This is a genomic window from Xanthomonas sp. NCPPB 2933 (assembly GCF_056725225.1).
This window is the reverse complement of sequence record NZ_CM161518.1, coordinates 1,351,361-1,374,680: the sequence shown is the minus strand read 5'-3', so window position 1 is coordinate 1,374,680 and position 23,320 is coordinate 1,351,361. Positions and strand designations below refer to the sequence as shown.

The following is a 23,320-nucleotide window of genomic DNA, read 5'->3' as shown; positions in this document are numbered from 1 at the left end:
ATGACCGAGCCAAACCTGGATCTGGGCGTCATCGGCAACTGCAGTTTCGGTGCATTGGTCGATCGGCAGGCACGTGTGGTGTGGAGTTGCCTGCCGGCTTTCGATGGCGACCCGGCGTTCTGTTCGCTGCTCTCGCCCAAGGGCGAAGGCGGCGACTTTGCCGTTGAGCTGGAGGACTTCGAAAGTAGCGAGCAGCATTACCTGCCCAACACCGCCGTGCTGCGCACCGTGTTGCGCGACATCCACGGCGGCGAAGTGGAAGTGATCGACTTCGCGCCGCGCTGGCGCAACAACGGGCGTTTCTATCGGCCGGTGAGCATCATCCGGCAAATCCGCCCGCTGGCTGGCAATCCACGCATCGTGGTGCGCGCACGCCCGTTGGCCGACTGGGGCGGCCGCACCCCGGAAACCACCTGGGGCAGCAATCACATCCGTTGGGTACTGCCGGAATTCACCCTGCGCCTGACCACCGATGTACCGGTGCGCTTCGTGCGCGATGGCTTGCCGTTCGTGCTCAGCCACCCGGTCAATCTGGTGTTGGGCGTGGACGAATCGCTCACCCGCTCGCTCACCGGTTACGTGCAGGAAGCGCAGGAACGCACCGAAGAATACTGGCGCGAATGGGTGCGCTATCTGTCGATTCCACTCGATTGGCAAGAGGCGGTGATCCGCAGCGCGATCACACTCAAGTTGTGCCAGTACGAAGACAGCGGCGCCATCATCGCGGCGATGACCACCTCGATTCCGGAAGCGCCCAATACCCCACGCAACTGGGACTACCGCTATTGCTGGCTGCGCGATGCCGCCTTCGTGGTGCGCGCGCTCAATCGCCTGGGCGCCACGCGCACGATGGAGCAATTCATCGGCTATATCTTCAACATCGCCACCAGCGATGGCACCTTGCAGCCGCTATACGGCATCGGTTTCGAATCGCAGCTGGAAGAGCACGAAGTCGACACCATGGACGGCTACCGCGGCATGGGCCCGGTGCGACGCGGCAACCTGGCCTGGATTCAAAAGCAGCACGATGTATATGGCAGCGTGGTGCTGGCTTCGACGCAGCTGTTCTTCGATCTGCGTCTGAAGGATCAGGGCGATGCGGATACTTTCCGTCGCCTGGAGCCGCTGGGCGAGCGCGCATTCGCGCTGCACAACGTCCCCGATGCCGGCCTGTGGGAATTCCGCGGCCGCGCCGAAGTGCATACCTACACCGCTGCAATGTGCTGGGCCGCCTGCGATCGCCTGTCCAAGATCGCCGACCGCCTGGTGCTGCCGGAGCGCAGCGTGTATTGGAGCGAACGTGCCGACAGCATTCGCGAGCGCGTGCTGACGGAAGCCTGGAGCGACGAACACGGCCATTTCACCGACACGCTCGGTGGTCACCGCCTGGATGCCTCGCTGTTGTTGCTGGCCGATATCGGCATCGTGGGCAACGACGACAGCCGCTTCGTGCGCACCGTGGAAGCCGTCGGTCGCGTGCTCAAGCATGGCGATGCGCTGTATCGCTACATCGCACCGGATGACTTCGGTGCGCCGGAAACCAGCTTCACCATCTGCACGTTCTGGTACATCGACGCGCTGGCCGCGATCGGTCGCAAGGACGAGGCACGTGAACTGTTCGAGCGCATTCTCTCGCGCCGCAATCACCTCGGCTTGCTGTCCGAGGATCTATCGTTTGAAGACGGCGAAGCCTGGGGGAATTTCCCCCAGACCTATTCGCATGTGGGTTTGATCATTGCAGCAATGCGCTTGTCGCGGAGCTGGCAGGAGGCGTCATGAGTCGTTTGGTGGTGGTATCCAACCGCGTTGCAGTGCCCGGCGAAAACCGTGCGGGCGGCCTGGCGGTTGGCTTGTTGGCCGCGCTCAAGGAGCGTGGTGGGGTGTGGTTCGGCTGGAGCGGCAAGACCGTGCGCGGCGACAGCGGCGGCATGCATGAGCAGACCGATGGCGACATCAAGTTCGTCACCATGGACCTCAACAAACGCGACATCGATTCGTACTACAACGGCTTCGCCAATCGCACCCTGTGGCCGCTGCTGCACTTCCGCCTGGACCTGGTCGATTACGACCGCGCCACGCGCGAAGGCTACATGCGCGTCAATCGGCTGTTCGCGGAAAAACTGGCGCCGTTGCTGAAAGACAGCGACACGCTGTGGATCCACGATTACCACATGATTCCGCTGGGCGCGATGCTGCGCGAGCTGGGTGTGGGCTGCAAGATGGGCTTCTTCCTGCACGTGCCGATGCCCTCGGCCGACCTGATGCAGGCCATGCCCGATCACGCGCGTTTGTTCAGCACCTTCTATGCGTACGACCTGGTCGGCTTTCAGACCCAGCGCGACGCGGAGCGCTTCAAGGCGTACGTGCGTCTGTTCGGCGGTGGGCGCATTCTCGAAGGCGACATCGTCGAGGGCCCTGGCGGGCGCCGTTTCAGCGCCGCCTCCTTCCCGATCGGCATCGATACCGAGTTGATCGCCAACCAGGCAAAGGCCTCGGTTGGCAAGCAGGCGGTGCGTGATCTGCGCGAAAGTCTGCGCGGCCGTCAGCTGGCGATCGGTGTCGATCGTCTGGATTATTCCAAAGGCCTGCCGGAACGCTTCCAGGGATTCGAGCGCTATCTGGAGCGCTATCCGGAGCAATCCGGCAGCCTGACCTATCTGCAGATCGCGCCGGTGTCGCGCGGCGACGTCAACGAGTATCGCCAGTTGCGCGGGCAGCTGGAGCAGATCGCAGGCCACATCAACGGTGGCCATGCAGAGCCGGATTGGACGCCGCTGCGCTACGTCAATCAGAACTTCAGCCATGCCACGTTGACCGGTTTCTATCGCGCCGCTTCGGTGGGGTTGGTCACGCCGTTGCGCGATGGCATGAATCTGGTCGCCAAGGAATTCGTGGCGGCGCAGGATCCGGAAAATCCGGGCGTGCTGGTGCTGTCGCTGTTGGCCGGCGCAGCCGATGAAATGAAAGAAGCGCTGCTGGTCAATCCGCACGATCTGGATGGCGTAGCCGATGCGATTGCGACTGCGGCGAGCATGCCGTTGGCCACGCGCATCGAGCGCTGGCGGGCAATGATGGATCACCTGCGCAAGAACAACATCAATCACTGGCGCCAGCGGTATTTGCAGGCACTGGCCGATATTTGAATCTGGTTTCCCGAGCGACCAGCGCACACGCGCTACCAGCACACAGATGCGTCGCGCACTGGCGCATCCCTTCTCCCATCGGGAGAAGGTGCCCGAAGGGCGGATGAGGGTACGTGTGCACGTAAGAGTGAAAAATCCTCAGCTCTACGAATCTCCATTCCCGAATCCCGAATCCTCGCTCAGCCGATCGAGTCAATAGCGAAATAGAGCTATGGCAGCATCATGCATTCGTCGCCGCACACGAATGCCACCAAGACCGTCTGGCACCAACAGCACTCTATTCCTTCCGATTTGAGCATTTTCAGCACTCCATCCACACAGGTTGGAACGCTGGTTCTCATTCCGTCACGGACACGCGGGTATTTGCGGTCTAAAATATTCACATGATTAGCGCTGAGGACCCTGGGAGGGGCTGCGCGTTCATATCCTGACGTTCTTGTTTAGGGCGTTGTTCTTTAGATCGGGGCCGCCCTTTGCCAGCCTGTGATCTTTCTCCCTCCACGACTCGCCACCGTTTGCTGGTGCCTGGGTCCTTCCTGACATCTCAAAATGACTGATCAATCCTCAAAACGTGGGCTAGGCACCTGGTTGCTGGTGGCCTATGCGGTGGTGATCGCCGTGCTCGGTGCGGTGCTCGCCTACGAAGGCGGCCGCCTGGTTGCCGTTGGCGGTTCCTGGTACTACCTGTTGGCAGGCATCGGCCTGTTCCTGGCTGGCGTCTTGCTGGCGCTGGGCAAGCGTGCCGGCCTGTGGCTGTTTGGCGCCACGCTGGCGGCCACCATCGCGTGGGCGCTGTGGGAAGTGGGCCTGGATGGCTGGGGCCTGGTCCCGCGTCTGGCCATGATGTCGGTGCTCGGCCTGGTGCTGCTGCCGTTCTGGGGCGTGGCGCGTCGGCGCATGCAGCCATTGTCGGGTCTGAGCTATGTGCTGGTGACCGGCGTGCTGCCGATCCTGGGCGCAGCGCTGATCCTGTGGCCGTTGCTGGTACCGCGCAATGTCGAACTGGCCGATGCCTCCAAGCTGCCGGCCGAGAACGCAACGCCGTTCAGCCGCGCCAACGTGCCCAGCCCGGACGGCAACGTCGCGGCTAACCACGATGCCAGCAACTGGACGTCGTACGCCGGCTCCAACCTGTCCAACCATTACACCCCCGGCGCGCAGATCACCCCGGAAAACGCCAAGGACCTGAAGGTGGCCTGGGAATTCCATACCGGCGATCTCAAGCCGGCCGGCTCCAAGCTGGGCTACGCCTTCCAGAACACCCCGCTCAAGGTCGGCGACCTGCTCTACATCTGCACCCCGACCCAGAAAGTGATCGCGGTGGAAGCGGCCAACGGCAAGGAGCGCTGGCGCTTCGACCCGCAGACCAACCCGAAGGCGATGGCCGGCGTTGCCGCCACCACCTGCCGTGGCGTGTCGTACTACCAGGCGCCGGAAGGCACCGCGGAGTGCCCGACCCGGATCTTCTGGCCGATGGTCGACGGCCGCCTCGGCGCGCTGGACGCGCAGACCGGCAAGCTGTGCACCAGCTTCGGCAACAACGGCTTTGTCGATCTCAATGCCGGCACCGGCAACACCAAGCCGGGCTTCGTCGGCCCGACCTCGCCGCCTGTGGTGATGCGCGGTGTGGTGATCCAGCCCACCGGCCAGGTGCGCGACGGCCAGGAAGGCGATGCGCCCTCGGGCGTGGTGCGTGGCTTCGATGCACTCATCGGCCAGCTGCGTTGGGCCTGGGACCTGGGCAACCCGGCGATCACCGCCGAGCCGCCGGCCGGCCAGACCTATACCCGCTCGACCCCGAACGTGTGGTCGCTGATGTCTGCCGACGACGAGCTGGGCCTGGTCTATCTACCCACCGGCAATGCCTCGGGCGATTTCTTCGGCAAGGGCCGCACGCCGCAGGATGAGGAATACACCGCCTCGCTGGTCGCCGTGGACGCGGCCACCGGCAAGGAGCGTTGGCACTTCCGCACCGTCAACCACGACCTGTGGGATTACGACATCGGCCCGCAGCCGAATCTGGTCGATTGGCCGGTCGCTGGCGGCGGTACCCGTCCTGCGGTGATCCAGGCCACCAAGTCCGGCCAGGTGTTCGTGCTGGACCGCGCCACCGGCGAGCCGATCATGCCGGTCAAGCAGATCGCCGTGCCGCAAGGGACCGATCACGGCGACTTTACCGCTGCCACGCAGCCGATCTCGCCGGGCATGCCCAATACCGTGGGCGCGCCGAGCCGCGAGTACGAAACCATCATCGAATCCGATGCCTGGGGCATGACCCCGTTCGACCAGCTGGCTTGCCGTATCCAGTTCAAACAGCTGCGCTACGAAGGCATGTTCACCCCGCCGACCCTGCAAGGCTCGCTGGCGTTCACCGGCAACCACGGCGGCATCAACTGGGGCGGCGTCTCGGTCGATCTGCAGCGCGGCATCATGGTGATGAACAGCAATCGCCTGCCGTACACCTTGCAGGTCTATACCCGCGAGAAAATGAACGAGCTGGGCGTGGTCTCGGTGTTCGACGGCAAGAGCAAGACCCCCGGCTACATGGCGCAGAAGGGCCTGGCCTACGGCGCCCGCAAGGAGCCGTGGATGTCGCCGCTCAACACGCCGTGCGTGGCACCGCCATGGGGCTACATCTCCGGCGTGGATTTGCGCACGCAGCAGGTGATCTGGCGCCGTCCGCTGGGCACCGGCTACGACCAGGGCCCGATGGGCATCCCGTCCAAGACCAAGTTCGAAATCGGCACGCCCAACAACAGCGGCTCGCTCGCCACGGCTGGTGGCGTGACCTTCATCGGCGCGACCCTGGACGACTTCATGCGCGGCTTTGACACCCGCACCGGCAAGCAGGTCTGGGAGACCCGCGTGCCGGCCGGCCCGCAGGCAGCCCCGCTGAGTTACACCATCGACGGCAAGCAGTACATCGTGGCCGCCGTGGGTGGACACGACCGCATGGAAACCAAGTCCGGCGACAGCGTCATCGCCTGGGCATTGCCGGACGATGCGCAGGCCACGCCGGCCAAGTAATCGGCCGACACTGCGTTAGTGAGTGCAACAGATTGAACCGACCGTCGCGAGACGGTCGGTTTTTTTGTGGGGATTGGAAGTGGGAATCGTAAGAGCGGTTGCGAGTGTCGCGGCTGATGGGAGGCGTGCGCGCGCTTCTAAGACGCCCGCCGCAGACACGATTCCGGCGTTAATCAGCCCATGATATTTCACTCGAAATTTACATTTAAAAACTCAGATCCCGACGCCGCACAACCATTCCATCACGTACCAAACCGCACTGAAACCGCTTCCAAATCAATCACATCGGCGATTTCGTCCGCTTAGCGCCCACATTCCGACGAACGGCAATTTCACGCCGTCATGATTCGGGCTCAGCCGCCGATACCCCCAATGCAGCGTATTTCCTGCCGGACGCAGACCCATCCCAGATCACCTAGTCGGACCCAGCCTATGTTGCCTTCACACGATGCCACCGCTGTCCCCCGCCCATCTGCCGGCAGGAGCCTTGCGCGTGCCACCGGAATGGCCTGGCTTCCCGCCGCTGCGCACATCGGGCTGCTGGTACTGCTGACGCTCTACGCCGCCACGTTGGTGCCCGGTGGTTTTTGGAGCGGGCTGGGACGGATGTTGCCGGCACTGCTGGTGGTGGGCATCGCCAGTACAGGGCTATGGTGGTGGTCGCGCCGTCGCACCAGCGCACAGTTGCAGCAGGCAATCGGCGTGGTCGCGGCGATGGGCGATGAGCGCTTTCAGCGCGTGGAGCTGCGCAACGCATCCGGCGAGCTTGCGCCGTTGCTGCATGCGCTGCAGGCGACCCAGGACAAGCTGGCCATCCGCATCGACGTGATGGAACAAGGCCTGCGCCATGGCCAGTTCGTGATCAAGGCGCTGGACGATCTGGACACCATGATCCGCATCGCCGACGACGACGGCCAGGTGCTGTTCGCCAATCGCAAATTGCTCGCGATGCTCAAGCTGATCGAGCCGGATGTGCAGAGTTTCCGCCCCAGCTTCCATGCCGAAGGCTTCGTCGGCGGCAGCATCGGCGACATCTATCCGGACAGCCAGGCGGCGATCGACCGCATGCGCGCATTGACCGCTTCCAAAGCGGTGCGCGCGCCATTCTTCGGCCGCCAGATCGACTTCGTCTACAGCCCCATCATTGCCGCCGACGGCACCAAGCTGGGCACCATCGCGCAGTGGATGGACGTCACCGCGCAGGTCAATGCCGAGCAGGCGCTGATCCAGATCATCGATGCCGCCGCCGTCGGCGATTTCAGCCGGCGCATGCAGATGGACGGCATGGACGGTGTGCTGCTGTCGCTGGCCCAGGGCATCAACCGCATCTACGACTCGGTGGAAACCCACCTGGCCGCGTTGGCACGCGTGATCGGCGCCATGGCCGAAGGCGACCTCACCCAGCGTGTGGAGGGCGATGCGCACGGCATCTTTGCGCGCCTGCGCGACGACACCAACCAGACCGTACTCCGTCTGACCGAAATCATCGGCGGTATCCAGGTTGCCTCCGACACCATTCGCCAGGCCGCGGTGGAAATCGCTGCCGGCAACACCGACCTGTCCGAACGCACCGAGCAGCAGGCCGCCAACCTCGAAGAAACCGCAAGCTCCATGGAAGAACTCACCTCCACCGTGAAGCAGAATGCGGAAAGCGCGCTGCAGGCCAATCGTCTGGTAGTGGGCACCGGCGAAGTGGCGCAGAGCGGGGGCAAGGTGATGGACGATGTGGTGTCCACCATGAGCCAGATCAGCACCGCCTCGCGCAAGATCGGCGAGATCATCGGCGTCATCGACGGCATCGCCTTCCAGACCAATATCCTGGCGCTCAACGCCGCAGTGGAAGCCGCACGCGCGGGCGAGCAAGGCCGTGGTTTCGCCGTGGTCGCCTCGGAAGTGCGCGCGTTGGCGAGGCGCTCGGCCGATGCGGCCAAGGAGATCAAGACGCTGATCGCCGACTCCACCGACAAGGTCGAACTGGGCTCGGGCCTGGTGCACCGCGCCGGCGCGACCATGCGCGAGATCGTCGGCTCGGTGAAGCACGTCACCGACATCATGAGCGAGATCACCGCCGCCAGCGCCGAGCAATCCAGCGGCATCGAACAGGTCAACCGCACGGTCGCGCAATTGGACGAAGTCACCCAACGCAACGCCGCGCTGGTGGAAGAAGCCACCGCCGCTGCACGCAGCCTGGAAGAACAGGCAGTGGAGCTGGCCGATGCGGTGTCGATTTTCCGCCTGCAGCCTGCCCATAACGGCAACGCAAACGTAGTGCGTGCAAGTTTTGGAAACGCGGCGGCGTAAGCGGCCGTCACGGAATCACCGTAGGAGCGCACCTGGGCGCGATGGGCGTTACCGGTAACGCCCATCGCGCACAAGTGCGCTCCTACGCGGAGCTCGCTCGCTGAGATAAGCGCTAATCAAGAAACCGTGCACGCTGCTCGGGGCTTGGCAACATGCAATGCTCGGTGCGACCGAACCAGCGATAGCGATTGCGTGCGATTAGGCGATAGCCGATGTCGCGCACGCCGCTGGGCACCACACGCAACACAGTGGCCAGCCGCCAGATGCCGCCTAAGCCAGCCAGGACCCGCACGATCGCATCGCTGTCGGTCCACGCACCGCTGGCATCCACCAGTAGAAACGACAGCGGGTCGTCCGGATCCAGACCGTGCTGCAACAACAACGCGCGTCCGGCCTGGCCCTGCATCGCGGCAAAGCGATAACGCCCACGCCGATCGTGACGCAGCAGAAATTTGACCCAGCCATTGCACAGCAGACACACGCCATCGAAGACGATGGTCGCGGGCGCCTGGCCTGGCTTACCGCAGGGCGGCTCCACCCGAGGCGGCTCCGAGTGAGAAGGCTCCGAGTGAGGCAGCTCCACGTGAGGCACTTCAACGAGCGGTGGATCAACGCGGTTCAAGCCAACCCTCGTAGCGAATGAACGGGCCGACCAGCGGCAGGTGCACGTCGACCAGAAATCCATAGCGGCCAGCGTCGGCATGCTCGCGGCAACGCACCTGCTCGAACCAGCGCGCAGGCAGCGGAATCCAGCCGAACGCCCACACACGGGTGGCCTGCCAGCACAGCGACTGCGTATCGGTGTGCAGCGCGAATTCGAAGCGCACCGCGCCCAGATGTTCGCGCAAGCCGTTGCCGTGCCGCCACAAGCGCGAATGCATCGGCAGGCCGTCAAAACAGCGATGCCAGCGCTCGCCATTCGCGTCGGCAAGAAATTCCACTTCGACCTCCACTTCGCCGCTGCGCGGCAACCGGCTCAGCAACGCCAGCACTGGCACCAACAGATGGCGACCGCGCTGGATCTGCGCCCTACCGGCAAAGGTCTGCCGTTGCTGCACAGAATGCAGCGCACGCACCGGCATAGGCACAGGCACAGGCAGCTGCGCGAACGCGCCCTGCCCCAGCACGAACAACGGCACGCTCAGGGCGCGATCCAGGCCAGCGTGGCCATGCGCCCGCTGCAGCGATCGCGACGATGCGAGAAGAAGCGTTGCGGGTCGGAAATGGTGCACAACCCACCACCATGGATGGCGCCAGCCGGCACACCGGCCTGCTGCAGGCGCTGACGCGCCAAGGCATACAGATCCATCAACCAATGCCCTGGGCGCGTGGCAACAAACGCGCTCTGCGCCTGCGCATCGTGCGCGACGAAGGCGTCGAACACGTCCTGCCCGATTTCGTACACCTGCGGCCCCGCCGCCGGCCCCAACCACGCTACCATGTGCTGCGGCGGCGTGCGCATGGCCGCCACGCTGCGCTCCAGCATGCCGTCGGCCAACCCGCGCCAACCCGCATGTGCGGCGGCGACTTCGCTGCCATCGCCGGCGGCGAGCACGACCGGCAAGCAATCGGCGGTGAGGATCGCCAGCACCACGCCGGGCACGTCGGTCACCGAAGCATCGGCAACCGCTTCCCGCGCACCCGGCGCGACATCGTCCGCGGCACTGATCGGCTCGCCGGTCGCAACCGGCGGCGCAGCGAAGCGCACCACCTCCACCCCATGCACCTGGCGCAGCCAGTGCGGCGTGCTGGGCAGTGCCAGCGCCTCGACCAGCAGCGCTCGGTTGCGCTCCACCCGTTCCGGCACGTCGCCGTCGGCAGCATTGCGATTGCCGAGGTTGAGTGTGTCGAACGGCGCCTGCGATTCGCCCAGGCCGTAACGCAGCGTGGTCAGTGCGTGGATGCGCGGCGGTGCCGGCCAGTTGGCCGGCAACACGAACGGCGCGACGGCTGCCACCTTAGCGGCGTGCCTGCTCGGCGGCGCGCACGCTGTCTTCGCGCAACGCGGTCATCAACCGCTGCAGATCCACCGGCACCGGCGCGCTGGCGCGCACCGGCTCGCCGCTGACCGGATGCAGGAATTCCAGGGTTTCGGCATGCAACGCCTGGCGCTTGAAGGTGCGCAATTCATGCACCAATTCGTCGCTGGCGCCCTTGGGCAACTTGAGCGCGCCGCCGTACAGCGGGTCGCCGACGATCGGCGATTTCAGATGCGCCATATGCACGCGAATCTGATGGGTACGCCCGGTTTCCAGGCGGCATTCCAGCGCGGTGTGCGCACGGAAGCGCTCGCGCAGGCGGTAATGGGTGACCGCATCGCGGCCGTCGTCGCGCACCGCCATCTTCAGGCGATCGCGCGGGTGGCGGTCGATCGGCGCATTGGCGGTGCCGCCGGAGACCAGCGCGCCCACCACCACCGCCAGATACTGGCGATGCACATCGCGCGCGGACAGCTGCTCCACCAGCGCGGTCTGCGCCTGCACGGTGCGCGCCACCACCATCACGCCGCTGGTGTCCTTGTCCAGACGATGCACCACGCCGGCACGCGGCACGGCCGCAAGCGCCGGGTCGCGGAACAGCAGCGCATTGACCAGGGTGCCGTCCGGGTTGCCGGCGCCCGGGTGGACCACCAGCCCGGCCGGCTTGTCGATCACCAGCACCTGGTCGTCTTCGTACAACACGCTCAGCGGGATGTCCTGCGGCTCGGAATGGGTCTGGATTTCCAACACCACCTGCACCTGCACGCTCTCGCCGCCGCGCAAGGTGTCGCGCGGACGCGCCATTTCGCCGTTCAGCAGCGCATCGCCGGATTTGATCCACTCCGACAGCCGCGAGCGCGAGAATTCGGGGAACAGCTCGGCCAGCACCGCGTCGAAACGGCGCCCTGCGGCGTTGTCGGGCACGATGGCCTGGCGGATGGACGGGTCGAGGGGTTCGGCAGATGGGTCGGACATGGACACAGGCACTCAGGCAAAAGCGGGAATTTGGGGTCCGGGCGGCGGGAGTCAGTCGCCGGACAGGCCACTAGGCTATCATCGCGCTCTCGTTTTCCTGATGCGTCCTGCCCAGACCCATGATCCGACGGTCCACGTTTTCCGCGCCTGCGCGCCTGATTGCCCTCATGCTGGTGATGGCGTTCGTCGTCACCGGTTGCCACCGCGGCGCCAAGAACAAGAATCCCGACGAGGGCATGCCGGTCGAGCAGCTGTACGGCAAGAGCCACGGTCTGATGGAGAAAGGCAACTGGGCCGGCGCCGAAGCCAGCTACAAGCGCCTGATCGCCCAGTACCCGTACGGCCCGTACACCGAGCAGGCGATGATCGAGACTGCGTATGCGCAGTACAAGGCCGGCAAGCACGACGACACCGTCTCCAGCGTCGACCGCTTTATCCGTACCTACCCGACCCATCGCAACATCTCGTATCTGTATTACCTGCGTGGTCTGGCCAACAGCAACCGCGACACGGTGTTCCTGCGCCGCGTGTGGTCGCTGGACCCGAGCCGTCGCGATCTGTCCTCGCCGCAGCAGGCCTACAACGACTTCAATACCGTCACCGACCGCTATCCGAACAGCCGTTACGCGCCGGATGCGCGCAAGCGAATGATCGAACTGCGCGACGTGTTCGCCCAGCATGAGCTGGACAACGCGCTGTACTACCTGCGCCGCAATGCCTGGGTCTCGGCGGCTGGTCGTGCCAATTACCTGCTGGAAACCTATCCGCAGAGCGCCTACCAGTACGACGCGGTCGCGGTGCTGGCCGAGGCCTACACGCATCTGGGCAACAAGACCCTGGCCGCCGACGCGCGCCGCGTGCTGGAACTCAACAGCCCGCAGCATCCGTGGCTGACCGGCAACTGGCCGAAGTACCCGTGGGCCATCCGCAAGCTCAACCCGTTCGCTGGCGAGAAATCCGCTGCCAGCGGCGAGCGCAACTCGCAGATGAGTCGCGACTGAGACAGCGGACGCAGCTGAATACCCAAAGGGGCCGCAAGGCCCCTTTTTTATTGCGTCATTGCAGATGCAGCAGCACGCTTGCGACGGCGGCGTGCCGATTGCCGCAGGCCCTTGCAGTGCCAGACCACGGTCACGTCTGATCCACCGGGCAACCGACCGCCCAGCATGACGTAGCTTCGCGCCGGCACCCCGCGCGTTCTCGCAGCCCGCCTGCGGCACTTGCGAGCACGTCACCAGACCTGGCGCCAGATCACCGAACCGCCCGCACGTGCTGCCTATACTCGCCTCGAAGAAGATCCGACTCCCCCACAGGTGCCAGCCAAGGAGGCCGCATGTCTCGCTCCATCGTCCCATTGATGCTCATGCTGTTGCTGGCGACACTGACCGCGACTGCCACTGCGGCGCCCATCGTCTACGGCGTCAACGCCCACGACAATCGCCCCGGCTACCCCATGGCCCAGGCCGAGGCACGCTTCAAACTGCTGGCCGCGCGCAACCTGCGCAGCTACCGATTCGATGTGGACCCGCGCGATTACGCAACGCTGGACGCCCTGGTCCCGCTGGCGCGTCAGTACGGCATCACGCTGCGCCCGATGGTCTACCCGATGTCGCGCGAGATCGGCTATCAACTGGCGCGTCGCTATGCGGCCGACATCAAGGTCTGGGAGATCGGCAACGAACAGGATTTGGTGCGCGCCGAGGCCGATGCCCGCATCGCCGCAATGACCACGATGTATCTGGGCATGCGCCAGGCCTCCAACGAACTGGGCGCGGGCCTGCGCTTCACCATCAACATCACCGCCTGCAACAGCGACGACCGCAGCGCCAACGCGCGTTGCCCGGGCGATCGCAATGGCTCGTTGTGGTTTCTGGCCAAGGCCAAGGCGGCCGGCTTCAACTTCGACCACATCAGCTTCCACTACTACGCCTTCCACCGCGACGCCGGCTACTGGACCGAGTTGTATCTGGGCCAGCTGCGCACTGCCGCGCAAACGTATAACACGCCGGTGTTCTTCAACGAGCTGAACTGCGCGGAGATCTACACCGGCAATACCACCGGCGGGGCGCAAGGCGACCGCGGTTGCTACGACAGCCTGGCGCAGTTGCTAAGCAACGTGCGAACCAACTATGCCGATGTGGTGTCCGAAGTGAACGTGTACGAATTGCTGGACCAGACCACGATCCAGGGCGCCGAAGGCCACTTCGGCCTGATGTACGACCTGGCGCGGCCCAAGCCGACCCTGGACCTGCTCACCCGCTTCGCGCAACCGCCGGCCACCGCAGCGGCAGCCGGCGCGCCCGGCTACTGACCGGAATAAGCCAATCGGGCTACTGACCGGAGTAGCCATTGGTGATCGGGTAACGCCGCTCGCGACCGAAGGCGCGCCGCGACACCTTCGGCCCGGGCGCAGACTGATGGCGCTTCCATTCGTTGAGCCGCACCAACCGCAGCACGTGTTCGACCGTATCGGCGGCATAGCCGGCCGCAACGATGTCGTCGCGCGACTGCTCCTGATCGACGTAGCGGTACAGGATCCCGTCGAGCACGTCGTAGGGCGGCAGCGAATCCTGATCGGTCTGGTTGTCGCGCAACTCGGCCGAGGGCGGGCGCGAAATCACTGCCGGCGGGATCACCGGCGCGCCGCCCACGGTATTGCGCCACTTGGCCAGGCCGAACACTTCGGTCTTGTACAGGTCCTTGAGCGGGGCGTAGCCGCCGCACATGTCTCCGTAGATGGTGGCGTAACCCACCGCGTACTCGCTCTTGTTGCCGGTGGTCAGCAGCAGCCCGCCGAACTTGTTGGACAACGCCATCAGGATCACCCCGCGGCTGCGCGACTGCAGGTTTTCTTCGGTGATGTCCGGCTGGGTGCCTTCGAACAGTGGGCCGAGTGCGGCGAGCAGGCCTTCGAATGCCGGCTCGATCGCGATGGTTTCCAGCTTGACGCCCAACGCGCGGCATTGCTCGTCGGCCAGATCGTTGGAGAGATTGGCGGTGTAGCGCGACGGCAGCCGCACCGCAGTGACGTTGTCGCCCCCCAGCGCATCGACCGCCATCGCCAGCACCAGCGCCGAATCGATGCCGCCAGACAAACCCAGCCACACCTTGCTGAAGCCGTTCTTGCGGCAATAGTCCTGCAGCCCACGCACCACCGCGCGCCAGGCCAGCGCGTCCATGCTCTCGTCGCCATCGTCCACCCACACCACCGGGGTGAAGCTGCGTTCGCCGGCGGCGTAATCCACCACCAGCCACTGGTCGACGAAGGCCGCAGCGGCCGGATGCACGGTGCCGTCTGCATCGGCCACCACCGATGCGCCGTCGAACACCAGCGCGTCCTGCCCGCCGACCACGTTGAGATAGGCAATCGCCGCCCCGCTCTCGCGGGTGCGCTCGGCCAGCAAGGCATCGCGCTGCGCGTGCTTGCCGCGCTCGTACGGCGAAGCATTGGGCACCAGCACCAGCTCGGCGCCAGCCTGCACGGTCTTGGCCAAGGGCTCGGCGAACCACAGGTCCTCGCAGATCACCACGCCCACTTGCACGCCCTTGACCGTGACCACGCAGTTGTCGCCATCCGGATCCACGTCGAAATAGCGGCGCTCGTCGAACACCGCGTAGTTGGGCAACTCGCGCTTGCGGTAGGTCGCCGCGATGCGCCCGTCGCGCAACACGCTGGCCGCGTTGTAGACCACGCTGCCGGCACTCTGCGGCCAGCCGACCACCGCGACGATCCCGCGCGTGTTGGCAGCGATGCGTGCCAGCGCTTCTTCGCAATGCGCCAGAAAACCGGGCCGCAGCAGCAGATCTTCCGGTGGGTAGCCGCTGATCGCCAGCTCGGGAAACAGCACGATATCTGCCCCGAACTCGTCGCGCGCTGCCGCGATGAACTCGATGATGCGATCGGTATTGCGCGCCACGGCGCCGACCGGGAAGTCGAACTGCGCCATGGCGATGCGAAGCGTCTGGGACATGGGAAGGCCTATGCGGATGCAACTGGAGAAGCGTGGCTGTGCCGCATCCCGCAAGAGCCCGAGATGCAGATCGGCGTTGCCGCCAAGCCTGCATTATTCCAGAAGCGCGCGAACCTGCCGCGGTCCGCCGCTGCGCCAGTGCGTTTCGGTAAGCCGCACCCAAATAGTGACGCGCTTCGACGACCAGAACGACCCAGCGACCGGCGAGCCGGTGATGACCTCGGCCGCATTCCATGCGTGTGCGCGTAGCACGCCGCATAGCGCGACCTGCGTTGCATCCAGCAGCAATCACTCAATCAGACGGTGCGCACTGTCGGGTAGATGTGGGGCCGCGTTACGGAATGCGCAGCGCGACGCGGGCATGGCGGATGCTGCGCGCGCCGCGCACACCGAACCGATAATGGCTCACCACGGTGTGCCGGTCCTGCAATGGCTAATCCCAAAAACCGAACGCGCACCGATGCTGCGCGTTCGGCACACAGCAGCAACGGGCTCAGTCCGCCTGCAGTGCCCGTACCACCATCGCGCTATCCACTACCTGCTCCATCCGCACGATCTTGCTGTCCTGAAAGCGGTACAGATGCGCAAACGCGGCCTGCATGGTGTTGCCGGTCTTGCGATAACGCCCGGAGTACACACCGAACACAGCCACCCACTCGCCATCGGCCAGGTAGGTATGCACCTTCGCTTGATACCCCTCCCACTCGGTTGCCAGCCGCGCGAAGACATTGGCGAAGATGGCGTCCGCGCCAACGTAGGTGCCCGCATACGGGAACCCGGCCGCTTCGGTCCAGTGCGCATCGGCCGCTAACGCAGCGCGTAGGTGCCTGGCGTTTTCTGCCGGCGCGTTTTCGTAGGTGTTGCGGATGATCTCCAGCGGCGTCGTCATTGCATCAGCCCCACTGCATCTCGCCGGTGGCGACCTTGGCACCGATCTGCAATGCCACGGCCATACCGGCAGCGGGATAGCGCGCGGTCATGGCCTTGATCAGGTCGGCACTATTGCTGTGCCTGGCCAGCTCTTCCTCGAAGGCCAGCAGATAGTCGCGCGTATAGGTGATGGCCGATACATCGATTGGCGCGCCCGGCACCATGTGCCCGGGCACGACGACCGATGGCTGCCGCGCCGCCATGCTGTCCAGCGTCTTGCGCCAGGCGGCACGCCCTTCGGCACCGCGCGTGTCGGCCGTCCACACATGCGTGCCGGAGAACACCAGCACGCCACCGACGATCGCCTTGAGCGCCGGCACCCACACGTAGCGTCGATTGGCCAGACCGTCGGCATCGACGATCTCCAGTGCGTGGTCTTCCAGGGTGAGCGTATGGCCGTCGAAGACCTCCGGCATCACGATGTCGGCCAGGGTCTGCGGGCCGTTTTCCTTCAGCTGCGGGCCCCAGGTGGCCAGCTTCTTTTCGACATTGCCCTTGATCGCCGCGATGGTGGCCGAGGCGGCGATGACGCGCGCCTTGGGGAAGGCGGCCTTGATCGGCGCCAGGCTGAAGTAATAGTCCGGGTCGCTCTGGCTGATGTAGATGGTGGTCAGCGTCTTGCCGCTGGCGCGGATCGCCTCGGCCAGCGCCTTGCCGTCGGGCAGCGTAAAGCCGCCATCGATCAGCACTGCATCGCGTGCGCCTGAAATCAGCACCGGCGCGCGGAAGAACCCATGTTCGCCGGCGGGGAAATGATGATAGGTCAGTGTGGTCTGTGCAGCCATGGCGGTATTCGCTCCAAGGACGGCCGTCGCGACACTCGCAACAGCCAGGGTTTTGATGACGTCTCGTCGGGTTGGCATTGGTTGGGGCCTCTTGAAAAGTGATGGATTGGAAGTTGAGTTGGAATAGGCTGGGATTGCGTTGATCAGCGCGCGTACAAAGCAACGCCTGGGCCGGCGCAGCACGTGCGCCCGTACCCTCATCCGGCGCTACGCGCCACCTTCTCCCGATGGGAGAAGGGAGCGAGAGCCCCTCTCCCGCCGGGGCACCAGGGCACGGCTTACGTGCCACTGGCGCGTGTGCCTTGGTGCGCCCGCGCCACTGGCGCGGAGCGGGGGTTGGGGTGATGGTGCGGCGGGAGACAGCCCATTCACTGGAGACGTGTGTGGGTGAAGGTCCGCTGCGAGACAGCCAACCCCGCAACGAGAAACCAGTCACCCAGCCGCCTAAAAATGCCCAGCATCCAACTGCCGCAGGACTAAATCGGGGTTCCCATAACCCGCCCCAACATCCAATAACCAGCGCGCACCGGACGACTGCGCAACCAAGGTCGGGACGCCACGCGCACCGAACTCCTGCTGCAGTGACTGCGCCTTGTCGATACGCGCCTGCGTCAGCGCAAGCAGCTGCGCATCCGGCGCGGCGATCTGCTCCGCCGCCTGCACTAAACCAAGCGATTCCAGCAGGCCAATCAGCGTACCCAACGCAGTCACATCATCGCCCTCCACATAACGCGCCTGCTGGATGGCACCGAGCAGCTGCAACTCGCGCGAGGGGTCGATGCGCGCCACCGCCGTCAGCGCCAGCGTCGCCAGGCCGCTGTCGAAGCGCTGCTGACGATCGCCGAGCACGCGCTGACGATACTGCTCGCTGAAAACCTGGCCGGTCAGCTGCGCAATGCGCTGATCGTTGGACCAGGCATAGCCGGCGAAGGTGTCGTCCATTGCCCTGGCGCCAGCGCCCAGGAACAGGCCGGCGGGCAGCAATTCCAGGGTGACATCGGCCCGCGCCTGCAACGCCGAGACCACGGCCGTCGCGCCGTAGCACCAGCCGCACAGCGGGTCATAGAGGTAGTGAACAGTGGTGGACATGGCAGCGGCATCCAGTGGCGATGGATGCATCCTAGGCCGCTTCCGTTGACTCTTAAATCCATCCGCAATAAACATACCGTATGCCAACAACACACAATCGAACCGAGTCCGGCCCCGGTGGCCTGGGTCATCTGCGCCGGCTGGCGTATTTCGTCGCTGTGGTGGAAACCGGCTCGTTTACGGCAGCGGCCGAGCGCCTGGGCATCACCAAGGCGGTGGTCAGCCAGCAGGTCGCCCGCCTGGAACGCGAATGCCGCACCTCGTTGTTGGTACGCACGACCCGCAAGGTGCGCACCACCGAACTCGGGCAGGCGTTCTATCAGCGCTGCGCGGCGATCCTGCGCGATACCGACGATGCCTTCGATGCACTGACCGACACCGCCGCCGAACCGTCCGGCCTGCTCAGGCTCACCGCACCGCTGGACTACGGCGTACGCGTGGTGGTGCCGGCCATCGCGGCCTTCACCCGGCGCTACCCGGGCTGCAAGGTCGATGCGATCCTCAGCGACCAGACCCTGGACCTGATGACGGCCAACATCGAGCTTGCGATCCGCGTGGGCTGGCTGGCCGAAAGCAGCCTGCAGGCACGCAAGATCGGTGCGTTCCGGCAGTTGCTGGTCGCGCCTTCCACGATGACCGCACAACTGGCCGGGCTCACCGCGCCGCAGGACATCGCCGCACTGCCGTTCGTCGCCAACACGGCCTTGCGCGATCATCAGCGCTGGCACTTCGCGCATGCCACGCACGCGCCGCAGAGTGTGGACGTGCAGCCCGGCATCTTTCTCGACGCCACCCTCGCCGTACGCGAAGCGGTATGCCAAGGCGCGGGAATCTCGGTACTGCCGGATTATGTGGTCGCCGACGATCTGGCCGCCGGTCGCTTGCTGCATGTGCTGCCGCAGTGGCAGTTGCCGTCCGGCGGCATCCACGCGGTGTTCCCGGCAACGCGCTTTCGACCGGCAAAGGTGCGCGCGTTCGTGGATGTATTGCTTGAGCAGACGGCGCAGCAGCACGCCCTCTAAATCGAACGCTGCAAGCCAAGCGAATTAGCCGATAAGCCACAACAGGCGACGGCGGCCACGAAGACGCTGCCACAACGCGGCAATTAGCCATCGGATGTGGCAATCCAATATCGCCACCATAAAAAAGGCCACCCGAAGGTGGCCTCTTTCACACTCACACGCTTGCGCGCGATGCGTGTTTCTTACTTCACCAGCGCAGCAATCGCCGCACCCAGATCGCCCGGCGAACGGACGGTCTTGACGCCAGCAGCTTCCATCGCCGCGAACTTGCCTTCGGCCGTGCCCTTGCCGCCCGATGCGATCGCACCGGCATGGCCCATGCGCTTGCCGGCCGGAGCCGAGGCACCGGCGATGAAGCCGACGACCGGCTTCTTCACGAACTGCTTGATGTACTCGGCACCGGCTTCCTCGGCGTCGCCGCCGATCTCGCCGACCATGATGATGCCTTCGGTCTGCGGGTCTTCGTTGAACAGCTTGAGGCAGTCGACGAAGTTCAGGCCGTTGATCGGGTCGCCACCGATCCCGATGCAGGTGCTCTGGCCCAGGCCCACTTCGGTGGTCTGCTTGACCGCTTCATAGGTCAGGGTGCCCGAACGCGACACGATGCCGATCTTGCCCGGCTTGTGGATGTGGCCCGGCATGATGCCGATCTTGCACTCGCCCGGGGTGATCACGCCGGGGCAGTTCGGCCCGATCAGCACGGTGTCCGGATGGGCACGGGTCAGCACGTTCTTGACGCGCAGCATGTCCAGCACCGGGATGCCCTCGGTGATGCACACGATGACCTTGATGCCGGCCGCAGCCGCTTCCAGGATCGCATCGGCCGCATACGGCGGCGGCACGTAGATCACCGACGCGTCAGCGCCGGTGGCAGACACAGCGTCGGCCACGGTGTTGAACACCGGCAGGTCGATATGCGTGGTGCCGCCCTTGCCCGGCGTCACGCCGCCGACGACCTGGGTGCCGTACTCGATCATCTGAGTGGCGTGGAAGGTGCCCTGCTGGCCGGTGAAGCCCTGCACGATCACCTTGGTGTTCTTGTTAATCAAAACGGACATGGATAGTTCCTTCGGTGTCGTGAATCAGGCGGCGTTCTTGACAGCTTCAACGACTTTCTTGGCACCGTCGTTGATGTTGTCGGCCGGGATGATGGCCATGCCGCTATCGCGCAGCAGCTGCTTGCCTTCTTCCACATTGGTGCCTTCCAGGCGCACCACGACCGGAACCTTGACGCCCACTTCCTTGACCGCGGCGATGATGCCCTCGGCAATCATGTCGCAGCGAACGATGCCGCCGAAGATGTTGACGAAGATGCCTTCGACCTTGTCCGAGGACAGGATCAGCTTGAACGCCTCGATGACGCGCTGCTTGTTGGCACCGCCGCCCACGTCCAGGAAGTTCGCCGGCTCGCCGCCGTTGAGCTTGATCACGTCCATGGTGGCCATGGCCAGGCCTGCGCCGTTGACCATGCAACCGATGTTGCCGTCCATGGTGACGTAGTTGATGTCCAGCTCGGACGCGGTCACTTCGGTCTCGTCTTCCTGCGTCTTGTCGCGCATGGCGACCAACTGCTTCTGACGGAACGCGGCGTTGTCGTCGCTGTCGAACTTGCCGTCCAGCGCATACAGGTTGCCGTCGTCCAGGATCGCCAGCGGGTTGATTTCAACCAGCGCCAGATCCTTTTCGTTGAACAGCTTGTACAGGTTCACCATGATGCTGGCGAACTGGCCGGCCTGCTTGGCGGTCAGGCCGAGCTTGAAGCCGAAATCGCGACCGTGGTAGCCCTGCACGCCTTCGACGAAATCGACGTTGAGCGCGTGGATCAGTTCCGGGGTTTCGGCAGCGACCTGCTCGATTTCCACGCCGCCTTCCGAAGAAGCGATGTAGGTGATGGTCTTGGTGCCACGGTCGACCAGCACCGACAGGTACAGCTCCTTGACGATCTCACCGGCGGTGGTCACCAGCACCAGGTTGATCGGCAGCTCGACGCCGGCGGTCTGATAGGTGGACATCTTGGTGCCGAGCATCTTGGCTGCTGCGGCCTTCACATCGTCGGTGGTCTTGCAGAACTTGACGCCGCCAGCCTTGCCGCGGCCGCCCGCATGGATCTGCGCTTTCACCATCCAGGGGCCCTTGCCCAGGGAATTGGCGGCTTCGACCGCTTCGTCCGGAGTAGCCGCGACCTTACCGGCCGGGACGGGAATGCCGTACTCGGCAAGCAGCTGTTTTGACTGGTATTCGTGGAAATTCATGCGTCACCGTGGGAAAAGGAAACGACCGCTGCGTGCAACGCAGACCGCCAGGGCGGCACGTCAAGAGACGCGAACGGGCCGCCTATTGTGGCTGACCGCGCCGTGCGGCGCAAAATTCGGCGATCGTGCCGGCCCGATTGCAGCGCTTGCACGCAGCACCGCAGTGTGCACACGTGCTGCGCACACCGCGCACCTGCCTATACTCGCGGCTCGTTCCAGCGGGGGAATCGGTTTGCCATCCAGCGCATCGCTTATCGACCGGTTCCAGTCAGCGCCGCAGCGCGAGCTGTACTTTTTTTCGCTGTACCGGGTGCTGGTGGCGGGCCTGATCGCCGCACTGGTGTTCAGCCCCTTGTCCGATGCCATCCCCGAGCCGCGCTACCCGCGGCTGGCAGCAGGGGTCGCGATCGGTTATCTCTGCATGGCCGTGCCGCTGCTGTTCTGGGGCCGCAGCGAGCGCCGCCTGACCACCACCGTGTTCTGTTCGGTACTGGCCGACATCCTTGCCGCCACCCTGGCCACGCACGCCCTGCCCGGCGCCAGCGCCGGCATCGCGATGATGTTGCTGTTCAATGTCGCCGCCGCCTCGCTGCTGCTGCGCCTGCGCTACGGCATGAGCATCGCGGTGCTCGCCAGCGGCGCCATCGTGCTGGAATACCTGTGGACCCTGCTCGAAGGCGGCGGCGCTGCCCGCCCGGTGGCCGAACTGGCCATGTTCGCCACCAGCTACGTCGCGGTGGCCTTCATCTGCGAACAGATCGGCTCGCGCGCGCGCCGCAACCAGGTGCTGGCGGAAGAACGCGGCGCGCAGGTGGCCAATCTCTACGAAATCAATGAACTGATCATCCGCCGCATGCGCACCGGCGTGCTGGTGGTCGATACGCACAACCACATCACCCTGGCCAACGAAGCGGCGCTGGCGCTGCTGGGCGATGGCGACCAGCGCAACGCCCCGGCCGACCTGTCGCTGGCCGCACTCACCCCGGAACTGGCGCGCCGCCTGCAACGCTGGCGCAGCGGCTGGCGCGAGGAAGAGGCCCCACTACAACTGGGCGCCGACCGCCCGGAAGTGCAGCCGCGCTTCGTGCGCCTGCTCGCCGACAGCGACCTGGTACTGATTTTTCTGGACGACGCCACGGTGGTGTCGCGGCGCGCCGAATCGCTCACCTTGTCGGCAATGGGACGCTTCTCGGCCAGCCTGGCGCACGAAATCCGCAACCCGCTCGCCGCAATCAGCTACGCCTCGCAACTGCTGGAAGAATCCCCGGACATCGGCGATGCCGACCGCCGCCTGCTGCAGATCATCCACCAGCAATGCCAACGCACCAACGGCATCGTCGAAAGCGTGCTCGCGCTGGCCCGACGCGAGCGCGCCAACCCGGACAATCTGGACCTGGCCGCATTCGTGCGCCGCTTCGTGGTCGAGTACCGGCAGACCCTGTCGATGGAAACCGACATCCTGGAGGCCAGCATCCAGGGCGCCTCGGTGCATGCGCTGGTCGACCCCAAGCATCTGCACCAGATCCTGACCGCACTGGTGCACAACGCACTCAAGTACGGCCGGGTCATGGACGAACCGGCGCGGGTCAAGCTGCGCGTGGAGCGCCTGGAGCGCATGGCGGTGATCGATGTCATCGACCGCGGGCCCGGCATTCCGGAGACGGTGGCCGCACAACTGTTCCGCCCGTTCTACACCACCTCAGAACATGGCACCGGGCTCGGCCTGTACATCGCCCAGGAGCTGTGCCGCGCCAACCAGGCGCAACTGGATTACGTCTCGGTGCCGGGCGGCGGCGCGTGTTTCCGGATCCTGTTGCAGGGGCCCAATGGCTTGCTTGGGAAGTGA

The 23,320-nt window shown here is 65.0% G+C and carries 18 protein-coding genes; 8 read left to right on the top strand and 10 right to left on the bottom strand.

Annotated features, from left to right (window positions below; genetic code table 11):
* The 4 genes from AC1PLU_RS05710 (at position 1) to AC1PLU_RS05695 (ending at position 8,471) form a co-directional block, all read left to right on the top strand.
* The gene (locus AC1PLU_RS05710) at positions 1-1,779 is read left to right on the top strand and encodes a glycoside hydrolase family 15 protein (protein ID WP_255085836.1); all 1,779 of its coding nucleotides are present in this window, start codon (positions 1-3) and stop codon (positions 1,777-1,779) included.
* A complete protein-coding gene (otsA, locus tag AC1PLU_RS05705) occupies positions 1,776-3,143 on the top strand; it encodes an alpha,alpha-trehalose-phosphate synthase (UDP-forming) (protein ID WP_023904889.1) in 1,368 nt (455 codons plus the stop codon). Before AC1PLU_RS05710 ends, otsA begins: the two co-directional genes overlap by 4 nt.
* Positions 3,144-3,731: 588 nt before the next feature.
* Positions 3,732-6,170 (top strand): glucose/quinate/shikimate family membrane-bound PQQ-dependent dehydrogenase, encoded by a 2,439-nt coding sequence (locus AC1PLU_RS05700; RefSeq protein ID WP_481108471.1) that lies wholly within the window; start codon positions 3,732-3,734, stop codon positions 6,168-6,170.
* Between the two features lie 432 nt (positions 6,171-6,602).
* Positions 6,603-8,471 carry a methyl-accepting chemotaxis protein gene (locus AC1PLU_RS05695; RefSeq protein ID WP_481095598.1) on the top strand — a complete coding sequence of 623 codons (1,869 nt, stop codon included), beginning with the start codon at positions 6,603-6,605 and terminating at the stop codon, positions 8,469-8,471.
* Between the two features lie 112 nt (positions 8,472-8,583).
* Here AC1PLU_RS05695 and AC1PLU_RS05690 read toward each other — a convergent pair whose 3' ends face one another.
* From AC1PLU_RS05690 to rluD, 4 genes are all read right to left on the bottom strand, one after another.
* On the bottom strand, positions 8,584-9,009 hold the full coding sequence (locus AC1PLU_RS05690; RefSeq protein ID WP_481095597.1) for a thiol-disulfide oxidoreductase DCC family protein: 426 nt from the start codon (positions 9,007-9,009) through the stop codon (positions 8,584-8,586).
* Positions 9,010-9,079: 70 nt separating this feature from the next.
* Positions 9,080-9,610, bottom strand: coding sequence for a DUF4166 domain-containing protein (locus tag AC1PLU_RS05685; protein WP_481095596.1), 531 nt, complete (start codon positions 9,608-9,610; stop codon positions 9,080-9,082).
* A 2-nt stretch (positions 9,611-9,612) separates the two neighbouring features.
* Entirely contained in the window at positions 9,613-10,428 is an 816-nt protein-coding gene (gene pgeF / locus AC1PLU_RS05680; protein ID WP_481095595.1) for a peptidoglycan editing factor PgeF, read from the bottom strand.
* 1 nt (position 10,429) lies between these two features.
* Positions 10,430-11,425, bottom strand: coding sequence for a 23S rRNA pseudouridine(1911/1915/1917) synthase RluD (rluD, locus tag AC1PLU_RS05675; protein WP_006450712.1), 996 nt, complete (start codon positions 11,423-11,425; stop codon positions 10,430-10,432).
* 119 nt (positions 11,426-11,544) lie between these two features.
* Between rluD and AC1PLU_RS05670 the strand changes: the two genes are divergently transcribed.
* On the top strand, positions 11,545-12,426 hold the full coding sequence (locus AC1PLU_RS05670; protein ID WP_006450711.1) for an outer membrane protein assembly factor BamD: 882 nt from the start codon (positions 11,545-11,547) through the stop codon (positions 12,424-12,426).
* A 332-nt stretch (positions 12,427-12,758) separates the two neighbouring features.
* Positions 12,759-13,736, top strand: a complete 978-nt coding sequence (locus AC1PLU_RS05665; RefSeq protein ID WP_481107949.1) for a hypothetical protein — start codon at positions 12,759-12,761, stop codon at positions 13,734-13,736.
* Positions 13,737-13,755: 19 nt separating this feature from the next.
* On the opposite strand, the gene AC1PLU_RS05660 is transcribed toward AC1PLU_RS05665, so the two are convergent.
* The 4 genes from AC1PLU_RS05660 to AC1PLU_RS05645 all read right to left on the bottom strand — a co-directional run bounded on the left by AC1PLU_RS05660 (position 13,756) and on the right by AC1PLU_RS05645 (position 18,200).
* Positions 13,756-15,396, bottom strand: coding sequence for an NAD+ synthase (locus tag AC1PLU_RS05660; RefSeq protein WP_481107948.1), 1,641 nt, complete (start codon positions 15,394-15,396; stop codon positions 13,756-13,758).
* A gap of 493 nt (positions 15,397-15,889) precedes the next feature.
* Entirely contained in the window at positions 15,890-16,285 is a 396-nt protein-coding gene (locus tag AC1PLU_RS05655) for a nuclear transport factor 2 family protein (RefSeq protein WP_481107947.1), read from the bottom strand.
* Between the two features lie 4 nt (positions 16,286-16,289).
* Positions 16,290-17,111: an MBL fold metallo-hydrolase gene (locus tag AC1PLU_RS05650; RefSeq protein WP_481107946.1), complete on the bottom strand. Its 822-nt coding sequence runs from the start codon at positions 17,109-17,111 to the stop codon at positions 16,290-16,292.
* Positions 17,112-17,555: 444 nt separating this feature from the next.
* A complete protein-coding gene (locus AC1PLU_RS05645; protein ID WP_481107945.1) occupies positions 17,556-18,200 on the bottom strand; it encodes a DsbA family protein in 645 nt (214 codons plus the stop codon).
* Positions 18,201-18,280: 80 nt separating this feature from the next.
* On the opposite strand from AC1PLU_RS05645, the gene AC1PLU_RS05640 reads away from it, so the two are divergent.
* Positions 18,281-19,222 (top strand): LysR family transcriptional regulator, encoded by a 942-nt coding sequence (locus AC1PLU_RS05640; RefSeq protein WP_481107944.1) that lies wholly within the window; start codon positions 18,281-18,283, stop codon positions 19,220-19,222.
* 182 nt (positions 19,223-19,404) lie between these two features.
* Here AC1PLU_RS05640 and sucD read toward each other — a convergent pair whose 3' ends face one another.
* Together sucD and sucC are read right to left on the bottom strand one after the other, a co-directional pair.
* A complete protein-coding gene (sucD, locus tag AC1PLU_RS05635; RefSeq protein WP_006450729.1) occupies positions 19,405-20,280 on the bottom strand; it encodes a succinate--CoA ligase subunit alpha in 876 nt (291 codons plus the stop codon).
* A gap of 24 nt (positions 20,281-20,304) precedes the next feature.
* Positions 20,305-21,474 (bottom strand): ADP-forming succinate--CoA ligase subunit beta, encoded by a 1,170-nt coding sequence (gene sucC, locus AC1PLU_RS05630; RefSeq protein WP_006450728.1) that lies wholly within the window; start codon positions 21,472-21,474, stop codon positions 20,305-20,307.
* Positions 21,475-21,706: 232 nt separating this feature from the next.
* On the opposite strand from sucC, the gene AC1PLU_RS05625 reads away from it, so the two are divergent.
* Complete coding sequence (locus tag AC1PLU_RS05625) at positions 21,707-23,320, top strand: sensor histidine kinase (RefSeq protein WP_006448368.1); 1,614 nt, start codon at positions 21,707-21,709, stop codon at positions 23,318-23,320.

Bases quoted from the DNA above. Each gene is read 5' to 3' on its own strand.
- AC1PLU_RS05710 (WP_255085836.1), top strand. From the start codon at position 1: ATGACCGAGCCAAACCTGGATCTGGGCGTCATCGGCAACTGCAGTTTC.
- otsA (WP_023904889.1), top strand. From the start codon at position 1,776: ATGAGTCGTTTGGTGGTGGTATCCAACCGCGTTGCAGTGCCCGGCGAA.
- AC1PLU_RS05695 (WP_481095598.1), top strand. From the start codon at position 6,603: ATGTTGCCTTCACACGATGCCACCGCTGTCCCCCGCCCATCTGCCGGC.
- rluD (WP_006450712.1), bottom strand. From the start codon at position 11,425: ATGTCCGACCCATCTGCCGAACCCCTCGACCCGTCCATCCGCCAGGCC.
- AC1PLU_RS05670 (WP_006450711.1), top strand. From the start codon at position 11,545: ATGATCCGACGGTCCACGTTTTCCGCGCCTGCGCGCCTGATTGCCCTC.
- AC1PLU_RS05665 (WP_481107949.1), top strand. From the start codon at position 12,759: ATGTCTCGCTCCATCGTCCCATTGATGCTCATGCTGTTGCTGGCGACA.
- AC1PLU_RS05660 (WP_481107948.1), bottom strand. From the start codon at position 15,396: ATGTCCCAGACGCTTCGCATCGCCATGGCGCAGTTCGACTTCCCGGTC.
- AC1PLU_RS05655 (WP_481107947.1), bottom strand. From the start codon at position 16,285: ATGACGACGCCGCTGGAGATCATCCGCAACACCTACGAAAACGCGCCG.
- AC1PLU_RS05650 (WP_481107946.1), bottom strand. From the start codon at position 17,111: ATGGCTGCACAGACCACACTGACCTATCATCATTTCCCCGCCGGCGAA.
- AC1PLU_RS05645 (WP_481107945.1), bottom strand. From the start codon at position 18,200: ATGTCCACCACTGTTCACTACCTCTATGACCCGCTGTGCGGCTGGTGC.
- AC1PLU_RS05640 (WP_481107944.1), top strand. From the start codon at position 18,281: ATGCCAACAACACACAATCGAACCGAGTCCGGCCCCGGTGGCCTGGGT.
- sucD (WP_006450729.1), bottom strand. From the start codon at position 20,280: ATGTCCGTTTTGATTAACAAGAACACCAAGGTGATCGTGCAGGGCTTC.
- sucC (WP_006450728.1), bottom strand. From the start codon at position 21,474: ATGAATTTCCACGAATACCAGTCAAAACAGCTGCTTGCCGAGTACGGC.